The organism is Hyphomonas polymorpha PS728 (assembly GCF_000685315.1).
Taxonomy (GTDB): Bacteria; Pseudomonadota; Alphaproteobacteria; order Caulobacterales; family Hyphomonadaceae; genus Hyphomonas; species Hyphomonas polymorpha.
The window spans coordinates 35,558-50,169 of sequence record NZ_ARYM01000009.1; the positions used below are offsets into that span (position 1 = coordinate 35,558).

The following is a 14,612-nucleotide window of genomic DNA, read 5'->3' on the forward strand; positions in this document are numbered from 1 at the left end:
GAACAGCGTTTGCGGCAAACTATGCTTGGCAGCGGGAAGTGAACTGCCTAGAGAGACCCCATGTTTCCCGAGAGATTTTTCTGATGGCCGGCTACAGACTCTTTGGCGCTGACACGTCGCCCTACTCTTTCAAGGTGCGCGCGGCGTTGCGTTACAAGGGGCTCGACTTCGAATGGGTCGCCCGCTGCAGCGCCAATGACGCCGAGTTCCGCGAACTGGCCAAGGCGCCGACGGTGCCGCTGCTGGTTTCGCCCGAAGGCAAGGTGAACCAGGATTCCACGCAGATCCTGTCGATCCTCGACAAGGCCCATCCAGAGCCCGCGATCCAGCCGGAAGATGCCACGCTCGCCCTTATCTCGCTGATCCTTGAGGACTATGCGGACGAATGGCTGAACAAGGCGATGTTCCAGCAGCGCTGGGGCCAGATGCCTGACCGGGACGCGGCCTCCATTCGCGTGCTGGTGCAGCTGAACGGCGGCAAACGCCCGCGCGCGTACAAGACCCCGGCCAAGCAGATTGCCGAGCGGATGCTGGCGCGTCTGCCGCTTGTGGGCGCAGAAGCAGACAATGCCCCGGCGCTGGAGGCGTCTTATCGCAACTTTGCGCTGCGCCTTAACGACCATCTGAAGGAACATCTGTTCCTGCTCGGCGGGCGCCCATCGGCGGCGGACTTCGCGCTGGCCGCGCAGTTCCAGCAGATGCTGACCGACCCGACGCCGGCGGCCTGGCTGAATGACCGGGCGCCTTTCGTGGTAGCGTGGTGCGAGAATATGGCTGATCCCAAGGCAGGCGGGCCGTTTGCCGAGCTGGACGCACTGAAGCCCACGCTGCTGGCGTTGTTCGAGGGCGATGTCGCCCGCGCCTATCTGCCCTGGGCGAATGCCAATGCGGCGAGCGCCGGACGCCAGGCCAAGCGGTTTTCGGTGACGCTGGAAGGCGGCGTGTTCGAACAGGCGACGCAGAATTATGCCGGGCGCTCTTTCCAGAAGCTGCGCGACCGGGTGCGCGGGGCGAAAGAGGCTGAAGGCCTTGCCGCCTTCCTGGCTGAAGCGGGAGCGGACGGCTACTTCGCCGAGCCGCGCACAAAGGAAAAGACCCCCGCAGCCTGAGCTGCGAGGGCCTTCCGTTCCGTCGCCTCACGGCAAACGCTGTAAGCTGATTTAAGCTGCGTTGTCTGTGGCGGACTTCTTGCCGATCAGTTTCGGACCCTTGGCAGAGGTGCCCGTGCCGATTTCGATCTTGCGGGCTTTCTTCTCTTCCGGGATCTCGCGGATGAGGTCGATGCGCAGCACGCCATGCTCAAGGCTGGCGGCGGTCACGAGAACGTGATCGGCCAGCTGGAAGCGGCGGATGAAGCTGCGCTGGGCGATGCCGCGATGGAGGAAATTGCGGCCGTTGCCGTCTTCGGTTTCGCCTTTCTTGCCGGCGACCGTAAGCAGGCCTTCCTTGGTTTCGATTTCGAGGTCAGCCTCGGTAAACCCGGCGACGGCGATTTCGATGGCGAAGGCGTTTTCGTCGACTTTCTCGATATTATAGGGGGGATAGCCCTGCGTCCCGTCGAGGCGGGAGGCCTGATCGATCATGCCAGCGAGACGGTCAAAGCCGACCATGGTGCGATACAGGGGGGTGAGATCGATATTGCTCATTTTACAGTCCTCTCAAAAGCAACTGTGGTTGGAGTTTTTCGGAGGGGAAGCGAAACTCCAGCCCGTTCACATGGCGCTGGCACCTCTTCCGGCCCCGGCCCGCTTTGCGGCACCGTGACAAGCCCTATGTGGGTAGCGTAGGAGGTGTATCAAGACCCCTGGGATGGAGACGTTTTATGAAAAAACTGATGCTGATGGCCGCTTCGGCGGCGATGCTGGCCGCCTGCAACCAGGCAGCCCCGCCGGCCGAAACGCCCGCAGATGGCGCCGCCGAAACCGCAACAACGGAGGCTGCGCCCGCCACCAGCCTGGCCGACATCGTCAATTCCGACCTGCGCTCGCCCGAGGAAAAGGCGCGTGACCAGTGGCGCCACCCGGTGGAGACGCTGGAATTCTTCGGCGTCGAAGCAGGGGACAAGGTGGTCGAGATCTGGCCGGGCGGTGGCTGGTATACCAATATCCTGGCGCCCTGGCTGGCGTCTGGCGGCGGCACGCTGGTGGCCGCCGGCTTTGACATCGCCTCCGTGGACGACGCCGAGCGGCGCGCCCGGATGGAGGAGCGCCTGGCCGAATTCCAGGCCGCCTATGCCGACCCGCGCTTTGGAACCATTGAATATTCAGCGTTTTCCGCTACGTCCGGCCCGCTGACCGAGGCGGGCACGGCCGACGCCGTGCTGACCTTCCGCAACATTCATAACTGGATGGCCGGCGGCTATACCGAGAAATTCTTCACCGACGCCTATGCCGCGCTGAAGCCCGGCGGCACCCTGGGCGTGGTGGAACACCGCCTGGCCACCGCCGCCGGTTTTGAATTCGTGGAAGCGAGCGAAATCAACGCCAACCCGGCCGACACCGCCGACCACCCCTTCGGCGTGTGGACCCTGCCGCCCAACAGCGCCACCTCTGGCCGCGAGGGGGTGACCATCGAGGGCTTTGACCCGGAGAAATACAAGGCCATCGGCGAAAGCGACCGGATGACCCTGAAGTTCCGCAAGCCGGAATAGGGCCCCGCCCTTCCCTGACAAAGCCCGCCCGGACCCCTCCGCGGCGGGCTTTTTCTTTGGGGACAAGCGCGCCGGAAAAACTCCAACGGAAACTCCAAGGAACGGGGCAAAATCTCCAACGGGGCTTCAAACGGGCGCTTTACCCTGCCCCGCCTCGGCGCCATGCTCCGGACATGGACCTGCCCACGCCTGGCCAGATTGAAACCATCATGCGGCGGGCCGCAGACTTGGCAATGGCGCACTCGGCAATGCGCGACACGCTGATCGTCGATGAAAAATCCAGGGGTCAGTTTGTCACCAACGCGGACATCGAAGTCGAAGATCTGCTTCGCGGGGAAATTACAGCGGCCTTCAAGGGCGCCCGTATTCTCGGCGAGGAAAAAGGCGGCGCCCTGGACGAGACCGCAACGGGCTGGGCAATTGACCCGATTGATGGGACCACGAACTATGTGTTGGGCCTGCCCATATGGGGCATTTCAGCCGGGTATCTACAAAATGGCCGCTCTGTGCTGGGCGCGATTGCCCTGCCGGAACTCGGACTCCTGCTTTCGGCAGAAGCCAAAGGCGGGCTGCGTGTGAACGGGCAGCCCGTTGCCCAACGCCGCCCCTTGAGGGCCCCAAAACTCATCGCCCTGGGAGAAAACGATTTTGAGGCGGGCTCCGATACCGATTCAAGAGCCCAGCTCTTTCGAGCGAAAGGGTTTGCCGTCGTGCGCTATCGCTGCGCCGTCTTTTCACTCGCCTCTGCTGCTCTGGGTAGGTTGAGCGGATATATCGAGCATGGTTGCGGCCTTTGGGATGTTGCCGCTGCCGAAATCATCTGCCGCGAAGCCGGCATGACCGTCGCGATCAGACAGGTTGCGCCGGGTCGCTACAGCGTTGATGCGCGCTGGCCTGATCTGATCTGACGCTATTTCCTTCCCGCCTTCCTGAGTATCGGATCACTTCGCGGCTCGTAGGTCGGATAGAGGCTGGGAAGCCGAAATCCGGCGCACACGGGCGCTGTGTTTGGCGATGGCGGATTTCGCTACGCTCTATCCGCCCTACGCGTTGCAAACCGGCGTTGCCGTCCAATTCCCGATCGGCCGGGTTCAAGTCCAGGTCCCTGCCTTCGCGAGGGCGTCTTCGGACAGGGGCGCACGGGTGTCGAGTTGAGCTTGCTTGACAGCAATACCGACTGGTTGGTATGTATTCCTTCAAGGAGCACCCACGCATGGCCCGGAAGGCAAATCCGCAGACGCGCGACAATCTGATGGAGGCTGCATTCGGGCTGGTGCGGCGGCAGGGGCTTTCCGCGACGAGTGTGGATGAGATCTGCGCGGCGGCCGGGGTTTCCAAGGGCGCGTTCTTTCATCATTTCAAGAGCAAGGAGGAGCTGGCCGCCGCCGCCGCAGACCATTGGAGCGCGGTGACCGAGGCCTTCTTCGAGACCGCGCCTTATCATCAGCCTGCTGATCCGCTCGCCCGCCTGCTCGGTTATATCGACTTTCGCCGCGAGATGATGAGCGGGGAGATTGCCGAGTTTACCTGCTTCGTGGGCACCATGGCGCAGGAAGCCTGGGCGACCAGCCCGCCTGTGGCGGCGGCCACCTGGGACAGCATGCGCCGGCATGGCGAGAGGCTGGTGCCAGATATTGAAGCGGCGATGGCCGCACACGGACTTTCCGGGGGCGCGGCGGGCGGCTGGAGCGCGCAGAGCCTGGCACAGCACATTGTGGCAGTAACGCAGGGCGCCTTCATCCTGGCCAAGGCGAGCGGGGACGCCGGCCCCGCGCAGGCCAGCCTTGATCACCTGCGCCGGTATATCTGCCAGCTTTTCGAACCGGCGGCTTAAACCCGCCCCCTCTCCGCAAAAAGGAAGCGCCCATGCTGACCCTCGTTCCCAATCTCTGGTTCGACAATGATGCGCTGGAGGCCGCCGAATTTTACACCGGTCTTTTCCCCGATAGCCGGATTGAGGCTGTCCGGCGCGCGCCGGCGGACAATCCCCACAATCCAGGGGTGCCCAAGGGCGCGGTCATGGTGGTGGAGTTTACCATCCGGGGACAGAAGTTTGCCGCGATCAATGGCGGGCCGGTATTTCCGCAGACGGAAGCCTTCTCCCTGTTGATCGAATGCGAAACGCAGGAAGAGGTGGATTACTATTGGGACGCGCTGATTGCGGGGGGCGGAAGCGCCAGCCAGTGCGGTTGGTGCAAGGACCGGTTCGGGCTTTCCTGGCAGGTATCGCCCCGGCGCCTGGAGGAGCTTGTCTGGTCAGATGATCCAGGCACCGCCGAGCGCGCGATGACCGCGATGCTGGGGATGACGAAGATTGATATTGCCGCGCTGGAAGCCGCCGCGCGCCCAGAGCGACTCAGCCGCTCATGACCCCCACGATCACCGTCTTTGCAAACTCGCCCGACCGCGGCCGGGGCCTTGCGCGGGACATGCCGGTACGCTGGGCGCTGGAAGAAGCGGGGCGGGCTTATGAGGTGCGCTCTGTTTCCTTTGCCGAGATGAAAGGAGCGGCGCACAAGGCGCGCCAGCCTTTCGGGCAGATACCGGCCTATGAGGAAGAGAGGCTGACCCTTTTTGAATCGGGCGCCATCGTTCTTCACATTGCCGGGCACTGCCCTGCCCTTCTGCCTGCGGAAGAAGCCGCGCGGGCACGGGCGATGGCCTGGATGTTTGCCGCGCTCAACACGGTGGAGCCGCCGGTGTTTGATTACAGCCTTGCAGGCGTGCTGGAGAAGGAGAAGCCCTGGCATGACGAGCGGCGGGCCCTTCTGGAAGCGCGCATCCATGACCGGCTGGGTGATCTTTCCCGGCACCTCGGCGAGGCTGACTGGCTGGAGGGGGCGTTCAGCGCGGGCGACCTGATGATGATCAGTGTGCTGCGCCGGCTGAATAGTACGGGCCTGCTTGAGGCCTGGCCGGCGATTGCCGCCTATGTGGCGCGCGGAGAAAGCCGGCCCGCTTTCACCCGGGCCTTTGACGCCCAGCGCGCCCTTTTCACCCAATCCCAGGCTCAACAGGCCCAACCTCTCAAGGAAAGCGACACCGCATGACTTCTCACGAACCGAAATTCGTTCTGACCCATGAGCGGGTGATGGACGCGCCCTTGGAAAAGGTGTGGCGTTGCTGGACCGAGCCTGCCCTGCTGGAGAAATGGTTCTGTCCCAAGCCCTGGTATGTGACCGATGCGCGGATGGACCTGCGGCCCGGCGGGGAAAGCTATAGCGTGATGAACGGCCCGGAGGGGGAGCGGTTTGAGAATCTCGGCGTATTCCTGGACGTGACGCCGATGAAACGGATCGTGACGACCGATGCATTCCTTCCGGGATGGGTGCCTTCCGAGCGGCCGTTCCTGACCTGCGAAACGCTGTTTGCAGACGCCGGCGAGGGCCGCACGCATTACATCTGGCGCGCGCTGCACTGGAGCGAGGAAGCGATGAAGGAACATGAGGTCATGGGCTTTCATGAGGGCTGGCGGATGGCGGCCGATCAGCTTGAAGCCCTCGCCAAGGGATTGTAAGGGCGCGGGAAGCTTTGGAGGCCCCTGCCCATGCGCGTTCTGTTTGCCACCCGGATCGAGGAATTGAAGATTGGCAGTGCGGCCCTGCGCGAGGGGCTGGAGCGGTGCGCCTGGCTGCTGGAAGAGGAAGACGCGGCGGGGAATGCCTGGTGCGAGGCGGAGGGGTATGATGGGTATACGTCCTATGCCTCGCTTGACGACCTGCCCGAGCGCTTTCCCGAATTTGCCGAGCTGAAGAAACATCTGGACAAGGCGGCGGCGAAATTTGCGCGCGATCACTCCTGGGACATGGACGGGCTTTCCCTGACGCTCGACGCGATCTGGGTGAATATCCTGGGCGAAGGCGGGCATCATTCCGGGCACATACATCCCGGGAGTGTGATCTCGGGCACCTATTATGTGGCGGTGCCCGAAGGCGCAGGCCGGATCAAGTATGAAGACCCGCGGCTGGCGATGATGATGGCGGCGCCGCAGCTGCGCGAGGATGCGCCGGAAGAGGCGCGGCGGTTTGTTTATGTGCAGCCGCGCGAAGGCCATTGCCTGTTGTGGGAAAGCTGGCTGCGCCATGAGGTGATGCCGAGCCGGACAGACGAGGCGCGCATCTCCGTCAGCTTCAATTACGGGCTGAAGCGGCGGGGATGAAAATCGCTGCTTGACCTTTTCCATATTTCCACGATATTGGAAATATGGAATCGAAAACCACCCTCTCGCAATCGGCTGCATTGGCGCAGCTTTCCGCCCTGGCTCAGGAAAACCGGCTGGCGCTGTTCCGCCTGCTGATCAAGGCGGGGCCTGACGGCCTGCCCGCCGGGGAGATAGCCGCCGCCCTCGGCGTGCCGCCCAATACGCTTTCGGCGCAGTTGACGCTGCTGTCCAATGCCGGCCTGATCGAAGGCACGCGGCAGGGCCGGTCGATCATCTACAAAGCTCAATATGAGGCCATCAGCGGACTGATTGTGTTCCTGATGGAAGATTGCTGCCAGGGGCGCAGCGAGATTTGCACGCCTGTGCTTGAGGCGGCGCAGTCGCGCTGCTGCTGACTTTCCGGGAAGAAAGGACATCCCATGAAACGCCTGCATGTTCACATTGCGGTGGAAGATCTGCCACGCTCAGTGGCGTTCTATTCGACGCTGTTTGCCGCCCAGCCTACGGTGCTGAAGGAAGATTATGCCAAATGGATGCTGGAGGATCCGCGGGTGAACCTCGCGATCAGCGCGCGGGGCGCATCGCCGGGCGTGGAGCATCTCGGCATCCAGGCGGAAACGGGCGAGGAGCTGACCGAGGTGTATGCCCGGCTGAAAGCGGCCGATGCGCCGGTGCTGGAAGAGGGCGCGACGGTGTGCTGCTATGCGCAGTCCGAAAAGAGCTGGGTGAATGATCCGGCGGGCGTGCCCTGGGAAGTGTTCCACACCGTTGGCGAAAGCGCCGTGTATGGCGGCGGGCCAGAGATTGAAGGCGGGCGCCTGGCCGCAACGCCGACTGGCATGGCGATTCCGGCGACGGCCTGCTGCCCGGCCCCGGCCCCGAAGGCCGAAACCACCCCTGCCGGTTGTTGCGGGTAAGGATCAATGGGGGCGTTTGAAAAATACCTTTCGGTCTGGGTCGGTCTCTGCATCCTTGCAGGGATCGGTCTTGGCCTGCTTGTGCCGGGCGCCTTTCAGGCGTTGGCGGCGCTGGAATATGCCAATGTGAATTTCGCCGTTGCCGTGCTGATCTGGGCGATGGTCTGGCCAATGATGATCGGGGTGGATTTCTCCGCCATGCGGCGCGTGGGCGAGAGGCCAAAGGGCCTGATCATTACCCTGACGGTCAACTGGCTGATCAAGCCGTTCAGCATGGCGCTTCTGGGGGTTGTGTTCTTCCGGCATGTATTTGCCGGGCTGATCCCGCCGGAGGATGCCGAAGGCTATATCGCGGGGCTGATCCTGCTGGGCGCTGCGCCGTGTACGGCGATGGTGTTTGTCTGGTCTCAACTGACGAGAGGCGACCCGAACTATACGCTGGTGCAGGTGAGCGTGAATGATGCCGTGATGGTGTTTGCCTTTGCACCGATCGTTGCGCTGCTGCTCGGCGTGACAGACATCTTCGTTCCCTGGGAAACGCTGATCCTGTCAGTATTGCTCTATGTCGTGATCCCGCTGATTGCCGGAGTGATCATGCGCAGCTGGCTGATGAAGCGGGGCGGGACGGGCGCCGTGGACGGGTTCACGCAAAGGATAAAGCCGCTCTCCGTGATCGGCCTTCTGGCGACGGTGGTGCTTCTGTTCGGATTTCAGAGCGGGACCATTCTCGCCTCACCCCTTGTCATTGTGCTGATCGCCGTGCCGATCCTCATCCAGTCCTACGGCATCTTCGCCCTTGCCTATGCGGCGGCCTGGGCCTGGAAAGTGCCGCACAAAGTGGCCGCGCCCTGCGCGCTGATCGGCACGTCGAACTTTTTCGAGCTGGCTGTGGCCGTCGCGATCAGCCTGTTTGGGCTCAACTCCGGCGCGGCCCTGGCAACGGTGGTCGGGGTGCTGGTTGAAGTACCGGTGATGCTGACGCTTGTCGCCTTCGCCAACCGCACCCGCAGCGCCTTCAAGGAGGAGGAAACGGCATGATCGTCATCCATCACAATCCTGACTGCGGCACCTCGCGCAATGTGCTCGCCATCATCGAGGCGAGCGGCGAGACCCCCGTGGTGGTCGAATATCTGGCAGAAGGCTGGAGCCGGGCTCAGCTGCTCGGTCTTTTCGCCGCGGCGAGCCTCACGCCGCGCGCCGCATTGCGCGAAACAAAGTCTCCGGCAAAGGAGCTGGGCCTGCTGGAGCCCGGCGTCAGCGACGAGACAATCCTGGCGGCAATGCTGAAGCATCCAGTCCTCGTCAACCGGCCCATCGTGTGCAGCCCGAAGGGCGTGCGCCTCTGCCGCCCGAGCGAGCTGGTTCTGGACCTGCTGGAAACGATGCCGCCCGGCCCCATCTACAAGGAAGACGGCGAGATGATCCTTGACGCCGAGGGGCGCAGGATGGGCTGAAACTGCCCCTGTAGGGGGTCTCTCGCCTACCCCGAATGGGCAGTTTAACGATCCGGGCCTTGACCTGAAGCCTTCTGCAGTTCATCGGAGCGCCGAACTTTCCTGCCCTCCCACAGCGAAGGACGCGACGCGCTATGGACCTTTCCAAAATATCCGCCGGCCAAAATCCGCCTGACGACATCAACGTTCTGATCGAAGTGCCCCTTGGCGGCGACGCGATCAAATACGAGATCGACAAGGCCTCCGGCGCGATGTTCGTCGACCGCTTCCTCTACACCGAGATGCGCTATCCCTGTAATTACGGCTTCGTGCCCCACACGCTGAGCCTGGATGGTGATCCGGTGGACGTGATGGTGGTGGGCAACCGCCCGCTGGTGCCCGGTTCTGTCCTGCGCGCGCGCCCCGTGGGCGTGCTGATGATGACCGATGACAAGGGCCAGGACGAGAAGATCCTCGCCGTTCCGCACCCGAAACTGACGGGCTATTACGACAAGATCTCAACCTATCACGACCTGCCGCAGACCCTCTGCGACAAGATCCAGCACTTCTTCGAGCACTACAAAGACCTCGAAAAAGGCAAGTGGACCCGCATCGATGGCTGGCAGGGCATCGAAAAGGCGCGCGAGCTGATCCGCGAAGCCGTGGCCCGCGAGCAGGCAAACTCCAAGTAAGGCTTCGCCTTCCGAAACGAAAACGGCCCGGAGGGATCATCCTTCCGGGCCGTTTTGTTTTTACCGCCTGGCGGGGTTACGGCGCGACGATCTCGAAGCGTTTCGAGCGCGGGTTGCGCCAATGCAGTTCGCCGTGCCGGATGGCAAACCAGGCGCCGTGGATTTCCAGCGTTCCGGCTTCGACCTTTTCACGGACAAATGGGAAGGTCATCAGGTTTTCGATGGAGGTTTCAATGCCTTCCAGCTCGAGGGCAAATTGCGGGTTTACCGGCTGGCTGGCCAGCACGCGCTCCCGCGCTTCATCGAGCAGCTTCACCCAAGGGGCCACAAACTCGCCGATCAGTGGGCTGTCATTCTTGGTAAGGGAGGCGGTGACACCGCCGCAACCGCCATGGCCCATCACCACGATGATCTTCACCTTGAGAATGTTGACGGCAAATTCGAGCGCCGCCGAAACCCCGTGCAGCCCGCCATTGGGCTGATAGGGCGGCACCAGATTGGCCACGTTGCGCACCACGAACATCTGTCCGGGGGCCGCATTGAAAATGTCCGAAGGCTCTGCGCGGCTATCGGCACAGCCGATCAGCATGATGTCCGGGTCCTGACCCTGGCTCAGCTGCTGATAGAGTTCTACCTGCTCGGCATAGGCACCGGAGCGGAAGCGCCGGTAGCCGGTGATCATGTCATCAACGGTTTTCATCCCAGTTCTCCAAGCTGTCGGACGCGCGGATCGCCCAAAAATTGCTGCGGCGCAAGCAAATTTGAAACGAATCCTCGTTAACACGGAACGGTCAGTCTCGCCTGAGGGCCGAATCCGGTTTATCAAGGCAGGCCGCCATGGAGAACCAGAGATGAGCACGCCGACCGAGACCCCGAGCACGCCCTCACGCTCCCGCAAAGGCCCGACGCGCAGCGAAGTGTCGAAAGCGGCCATTCTGGAAGCCGCGCGCGACGAGATGGCGGAGAATGGCTGGCGCGGGTTCAGTGTCGATTCGGTCGCCAAGCGGGCCAGCGCCTCAAAACAGACGATCTATCGCTGGTGGCCCTCCATCGGCGCGATGTGCGTGGACGCCGCCCTTGCCCTGATCCCCGACGCCCCGGATGGCGGGCGCGACCCGCAGGAGCGCATCACCGCGCTGATCATCCCGCTGGAAGCGGCCGCGCGCACCGGCCATGGCCATGCCGTTCTGCGGGTGGCGCTGCTGGCGGCGGCCGATGACAAGGATGCCGGCGAAGTCTGGCGCGCCTGGGTTGGCCGCGACATTCGCCAGCCGCTGCGCATGTTGCTGGCGGAACTGGCGGCCAAACGGGTGATCCGCCGCGATTTCGAACTGGATGATGTGCTTGAACAGCTGCTCGGGCCGATCTTCCACCGCCTGACCATCTCGCGCGCGCCGGTGAAGGAAGGCTTCTGCGCCGAACAGGCAACTGCCTTCCTGCGGACCTACGCGCAATTCTGACAGGCTGAAGGCTGAACGGTTCTGGCGCCGGAACTTACTTGGCGCGGCGCCAGATCATCAGCGGATCAAATGCGCCGGTATCGGCCGCTTTCTGAAGCGCGGCGATCTGCTGGGACACCGGATTGGCTGACGGGGCCCCGTGGCCGGGCTGGTAGAGCGCTTCATCCAGGCGGCAGATCTGTTCGAACAGGGCTTCGGCCCGGCCGACGAGTTCGAGGAAGCGGGGCGGCAGGCCCCTGCCCTCCTGCATTGCCGGATCAAGCGCGGGCTCGTCCCGGCGGATACGATATTTCCGGGCGCTGGCATCTTCGCGGAGCATATCGCCGTCGCGCACGGCCTTCTGCATCACCAGCCAGGAGGCTGCCTGCATCAGACGCGTGGTCAGCTCCATGCTCCAGGCCGAATAAGTGAGGCTGGCTTCCCTCGGCAGGTTTTTGGATTGCTCGCGGCCAGGGCCATCGAGATAGGCGGCCGTTTCCTCAACCAGGGCCATGCCGCGCGTGAACACGGTGTCGAAAAGCTTGCCGCCCGTGAACGGCTCCAGCGACTGCGGGGGAACCAAATCGCGCTCTGCCATCACATCTCTCCACGCATTCTCGCGGCATATCTTTGCAGGTTTAACCCGCAAGCCGTTTCGGCCCGCTTAACTGTTACCACCAAACAGGGCATCTGCGGCGCGTTTCTGCGCTTTCTTTTTTTCAATCTCGGCTTCGCAGGCCAGAATTTCAGCTTTCAACTGACCGATGCGCGTTTCCAGTTCATCGATCGACATCTGATCGAGCGCCTGCGCCTTGCGCACCAGGACGGGCTCTTCATCATTGAGTGCCATGGGGATGCCTCCGTCTCACTGGTTTCATCAAAGCAGAAAGCCGGGCTAGAAGCGACTCCGAGAGCCTTAAAACCTGCGCAAGGAGTTACCCCGATGACCGCAATCATGACCGCCGCCCATGGCGAACCCGGCGGGCCACTGACGCTGATTGAACGGCCCCGGCCCGTGCCCGGCCCCGGCGAAATCCTGATCGAGGTGGCCGCTGCCGGCCTCAACCGCGCAGACCTTGCCCAGCGGGCGGGCCGCTATCCGCCCCCGCCGGGCGCGTCGGACATTCTGGGACTGGAAGTCTCCGGGGTCGTTGCGGCGGCCGGGCCGGGCGCGTCGCGCTTCAAGACGGGAGACCGGGTGTGCGCGCTGCTGGCGGGCGGAGGCTATGCCAGCCATGTAGTGGTGGATGAAGGCTCTGTGCTGCCGGTGCCGGAAAGCATCGACCTTGTGACGGCGGCCTGTTTCCCTGAAGCGATGATGACGGCATGGGCCAATGTGTTTGACCGGGCGGGCCTCAAACCCGGCGAAACCTTCCTCTGCCACGGCGCCACCAGCGGCATCGGCGTGATGGCGATCCAGATGGCGAAGGTTTACGGCGCCTCGAAAATTTTCGGGACGGCCGGATCAGAGGACAAATGCGCGCTGGCCCGGGATCTGGGCGCCGACATTGCCATCAATTACCGCACGCAGGATTTCGAACAGGTGGTGAAGGAAGCGGGCGGCGCAGATGTGACCCTCGACATGGTGGGCGGGGATTACATCCAGAAGAATATCGGCGCGGCCAAGGCCGATGGGCGGATCATCAACATTGCCTATCAGAACGGCATGACGGCGACGGTGAATTTCGGGCTCGTGCTGATGAAGCGGCTCTCCCTCATGGCCACCACCCTGCGGGCGCGGCCGGTGCCGGAGAAATCCCGCATCCGCGCGGCTGTGGAGAAGGATTTCTGGCCGCATGTGGCCAGCGGGAAGCTCCGCCCGGTGCTGGATACGGTCTACTCCCTGGCCGAGGCAGAAGTGGCCCTCGCCCATATGGACAAGGGCGGCCATTCGGGGAAAATCCTGCTGAAGGTATAGACTGCTTCCCAAGGGGGCGCATTTGCCGTATAAACCCGTTCAAGGTTGACAGTTTGCCTGAAACCTCATCCCGCCCGGCACTCGCGTGCCGGGCGGTTGCATTTCAGGCCCCAGATTTGGAAAGATTACAGGAGACTTCCATGGCCGATGTCCTGATGCCCCGCGCCACCGCCGTCTGGCTCCTCGACAACACGACGCTGACCTTCGCGCAGATCGCGAAATTCTGCGGCCTGCACCATCTTGAGGTCAAAGGCATTGCTGATGGCGATGTGGCCGAGAACATGCGCGGCGTTGACCCGATTGCCGGGGGTATGCTGTCGCGCGAAGAGATCGCCAAGGGCGAGGAAAACCCGGACTATGACCTGCAGGTGGCCAAGTCCAAGATTGCCCACATTCCCCAGCCCAAGCGCAAGGGCAGCCGCTATACACCGGTGATCCGCCGCCAGGACAAGCCGGACGCCGTGGCCTGGTTCATCCGCAACCACCCGGAAGTGACCGACGCGCAGATCATCAAGCTGATCGGCACCACCAAGACGACGATCAACAATGTGCGCGACAAGTCTCACTGGAACGCCCAGAATATCCGCCCGGTTGACCCGGTGACGCTGGGCCTCTGCAGCCAGATCGAGCTGGACGAGGTGATCGCCAAGGCATCTGACCGCCGCCGCAAGATGGACGCCGAACGCGCCGCGCGCGGGGAAGGCCCCGGCCTCACCCCGGCCAAGGATACCGCTGACGCCTACGAGGCCGAGGAAGAGGATATCCGCAAGAAGGACGTGTCGGCCGCCGACGTGTTCCGCGACTTCGACTGATCCTCTGGTAACAGACAGTTTTGAGAGCCGGGCCTTTCGGGGCCCGGCTTTTTTATTCCGTCCGCCTCAGGAAGACATAGAAGGCGCCGCTGCCGCCATGCTTGGGATGGGATTCGGCATAGCCGGAGACGAGCGCGCGCGCCTCCGGGCTTTCCAGCCAGAGCAGGAAATTGCGGCGCAGCACGCCCTGCCCTTCCCGCCCCTTGCCGGTGATGACGAGCACGCAGCGCGCGCCATCTGCCTGCTGAGCAATAAGGAAGCCCGGCAGAGCGCGGGCCGCGCTGATCTGGGTATGGCCGTGCAGATCGAAGGTGGCGGCGATGTCTAGCTTGCCGCGCCGCACCCGCTTTTCGCGGCCGCGGTCTGCCGGCGGGACCAGCACTTTGGGGGCTGGGGGCTCTGGCGATAGGGCGCGCGGGGGTGTTTTGCGCGCGGGCTTTTTCTCTTCGCGCAGCTCGGCTTCGCCCGCTTCCAGCGCAGCCTGAAACTCCGGCAGCGACGCTTCGCGCGGGCCGATGCGTTTCACTGTTGAGGCAACTTTCGCCCAGGCGCGGGCCTCCTCTTCGCTGAGCCGGCGGCCTTTCACCGG

Annotated in this window: 21 protein-coding genes; 16 read left to right on the forward strand and 5 right to left on the reverse strand. The window is 63.3% G+C overall.

Annotation, left to right across the window (positions count from 1 at the left end):
* Nucleotides 1–83: 83 nt before the first annotated feature.
* Nucleotides 84–1,109, forward strand: a complete 1,026-nt coding sequence (locus HPO_RS08840) for a glutathione S-transferase family protein (RefSeq protein WP_035597269.1) — start codon at nucleotides 84–86, stop codon at nucleotides 1,107–1,109.
* 51 nt (nucleotides 1,110–1,160) lie between these two features.
* On the opposite strand, the gene HPO_RS08845 is transcribed toward HPO_RS08840, so the two are convergent.
* Nucleotides 1,161–1,646, reverse strand: coding sequence for an Hsp20 family protein (locus HPO_RS08845; RefSeq protein ID WP_035597272.1), 486 nt, complete (start codon nucleotides 1,644–1,646; stop codon nucleotides 1,161–1,163).
* Between the two features lie 176 nt (nucleotides 1,647–1,822).
* Between HPO_RS08845 and HPO_RS08850 the strand changes: the two genes are divergently transcribed.
* The 12 genes from HPO_RS08850 (at nucleotide 1,823) to ppa (ending at nucleotide 9,854) form a co-directional block, all read left to right on the forward strand.
* The gene (locus tag HPO_RS08850) at nucleotides 1,823–2,650 is read left to right on the forward strand and encodes a class I SAM-dependent methyltransferase (protein ID WP_035597274.1); all 828 of its coding nucleotides are present in this window, start codon (nucleotides 1,823–1,825) and stop codon (nucleotides 2,648–2,650) included.
* Between the two features lie 173 nt (nucleotides 2,651–2,823).
* Nucleotides 2,824–3,558, forward strand: a complete 735-nt coding sequence (locus HPO_RS08855; protein WP_051612472.1) for an inositol monophosphatase family protein — start codon at nucleotides 2,824–2,826, stop codon at nucleotides 3,556–3,558.
* A 305-nt stretch (nucleotides 3,559–3,863) separates the two neighbouring features.
* The gene (locus tag HPO_RS08860) at nucleotides 3,864–4,484 is read left to right on the forward strand and encodes a TetR/AcrR family transcriptional regulator (RefSeq protein ID WP_035597277.1); all 621 of its coding nucleotides are present in this window, start codon (nucleotides 3,864–3,866) and stop codon (nucleotides 4,482–4,484) included.
* A 32-nt stretch (nucleotides 4,485–4,516) separates the two neighbouring features.
* Nucleotides 4,517–5,020 (forward strand): VOC family protein, encoded by a 504-nt coding sequence (locus HPO_RS08865; RefSeq protein WP_035597280.1) that lies wholly within the window; start codon nucleotides 4,517–4,519, stop codon nucleotides 5,018–5,020.
* Entirely contained in the window at nucleotides 5,017–5,700 is a 684-nt protein-coding gene (locus HPO_RS08870; RefSeq protein ID WP_035597283.1) for a glutathione S-transferase family protein, read from the forward strand. Before HPO_RS08865 ends, HPO_RS08870 begins: the two co-directional genes overlap by 4 nt.
* The gene (locus HPO_RS08875) at nucleotides 5,697–6,167 is read left to right on the forward strand and encodes an SRPBCC family protein (protein ID WP_035597285.1); all 471 of its coding nucleotides are present in this window, start codon (nucleotides 5,697–5,699) and stop codon (nucleotides 6,165–6,167) included. The genes HPO_RS08870 and HPO_RS08875 overlap by 4 nt, the downstream gene beginning before the upstream one ends.
* 30 nt (nucleotides 6,168–6,197) lie before the next feature.
* Nucleotides 6,198–6,809 (forward strand): 2OG-Fe(II) oxygenase family protein, encoded by a 612-nt coding sequence (locus tag HPO_RS08880; RefSeq protein WP_035597288.1) that lies wholly within the window; start codon nucleotides 6,198–6,200, stop codon nucleotides 6,807–6,809.
* Nucleotides 6,810–6,853: 44 nt separating this feature from the next.
* Nucleotides 6,854–7,207 (forward strand): ArsR/SmtB family transcription factor, encoded by a 354-nt coding sequence (locus HPO_RS08885; protein ID WP_035597290.1) that lies wholly within the window; start codon nucleotides 6,854–6,856, stop codon nucleotides 7,205–7,207.
* Between the two features lie 24 nt (nucleotides 7,208–7,231).
* Nucleotides 7,232–7,729 carry an ArsI/CadI family heavy metal resistance metalloenzyme gene (locus HPO_RS08890; protein ID WP_035597293.1) on the forward strand — a complete coding sequence of 166 codons (498 nt, stop codon included), beginning with the start codon at nucleotides 7,232–7,234 and terminating at the stop codon, nucleotides 7,727–7,729.
* Nucleotides 7,730–7,735: 6 nt separating this feature from the next.
* Nucleotides 7,736–8,767, forward strand: a complete 1,032-nt coding sequence (arsB, locus tag HPO_RS08895; RefSeq protein WP_035597296.1) for an ACR3 family arsenite efflux transporter — start codon at nucleotides 7,736–7,738, stop codon at nucleotides 8,765–8,767.
* Nucleotides 8,764–9,183 (forward strand): arsenate reductase (glutaredoxin), encoded by a 420-nt coding sequence (gene arsC, locus HPO_RS08900; RefSeq protein WP_035597298.1) that lies wholly within the window; start codon nucleotides 8,764–8,766, stop codon nucleotides 9,181–9,183. Before arsB ends, arsC begins: the two co-directional genes overlap by 4 nt.
* A 134-nt stretch (nucleotides 9,184–9,317) precedes the next feature.
* Nucleotides 9,318–9,854 carry an inorganic diphosphatase gene (ppa, locus tag HPO_RS08905; protein WP_035597301.1) on the forward strand — a complete coding sequence of 179 codons (537 nt, stop codon included), beginning with the start codon at nucleotides 9,318–9,320 and terminating at the stop codon, nucleotides 9,852–9,854.
* A gap of 76 nt (nucleotides 9,855–9,930) precedes the next feature.
* Here the strand turns inward: ppa and HPO_RS08910 are convergent, their stop codons facing one another.
* Nucleotides 9,931–10,554, reverse strand: coding sequence for a carbonic anhydrase (locus HPO_RS08910; protein WP_035597304.1), 624 nt, complete (start codon nucleotides 10,552–10,554; stop codon nucleotides 9,931–9,933).
* A gap of 151 nt (nucleotides 10,555–10,705) precedes the next feature.
* On the opposite strand from HPO_RS08910, the gene HPO_RS08915 reads away from it, so the two are divergent.
* Nucleotides 10,706–11,314, forward strand: coding sequence for a TetR/AcrR family transcriptional regulator (locus HPO_RS08915; protein WP_035597307.1), 609 nt, complete (start codon nucleotides 10,706–10,708; stop codon nucleotides 11,312–11,314).
* 34 nt (nucleotides 11,315–11,348) lie between these two features.
* Here HPO_RS08915 and HPO_RS08920 read toward each other — a convergent pair whose 3' ends face one another.
* Complete coding sequence (locus tag HPO_RS08920; RefSeq protein ID WP_035597310.1) at nucleotides 11,349–11,891, reverse strand: DUF1465 family protein; 543 nt, start codon at nucleotides 11,889–11,891, stop codon at nucleotides 11,349–11,351.
* A 66-nt stretch (nucleotides 11,892–11,957) separates the two neighbouring features.
* On the reverse strand, nucleotides 11,958–12,143 hold the full coding sequence (locus HPO_RS08925; protein ID WP_035597314.1) for a DUF1192 domain-containing protein: 186 nt from the start codon (nucleotides 12,141–12,143) through the stop codon (nucleotides 11,958–11,960).
* Between the two features lie 93 nt (nucleotides 12,144–12,236).
* Between HPO_RS08925 and HPO_RS08930 the strand changes: the two genes are divergently transcribed.
* A complete protein-coding gene (locus HPO_RS08930; RefSeq protein ID WP_035597317.1) occupies nucleotides 12,237–13,211 on the forward strand; it encodes an NAD(P)H-quinone oxidoreductase in 975 nt (324 codons plus the stop codon).
* Nucleotides 13,212–13,351: 140 nt separating this feature from the next.
* Nucleotides 13,352–14,023, forward strand: coding sequence for a DUF1013 domain-containing protein (locus HPO_RS08935; protein ID WP_035597320.1), 672 nt, complete (start codon nucleotides 13,352–13,354; stop codon nucleotides 14,021–14,023).
* Between the two features lie 52 nt (nucleotides 14,024–14,075).
* On the opposite strand, the gene HPO_RS08940 is transcribed toward HPO_RS08935, so the two are convergent.
* Nucleotides 14,076–14,609, reverse strand: coding sequence for a Smr/MutS family protein (locus HPO_RS08940; RefSeq protein WP_051612473.1), 534 nt, complete (start codon nucleotides 14,607–14,609; stop codon nucleotides 14,076–14,078).
* Between the last annotated feature and the right edge of the window lie 3 nt (nucleotides 14,610–14,612).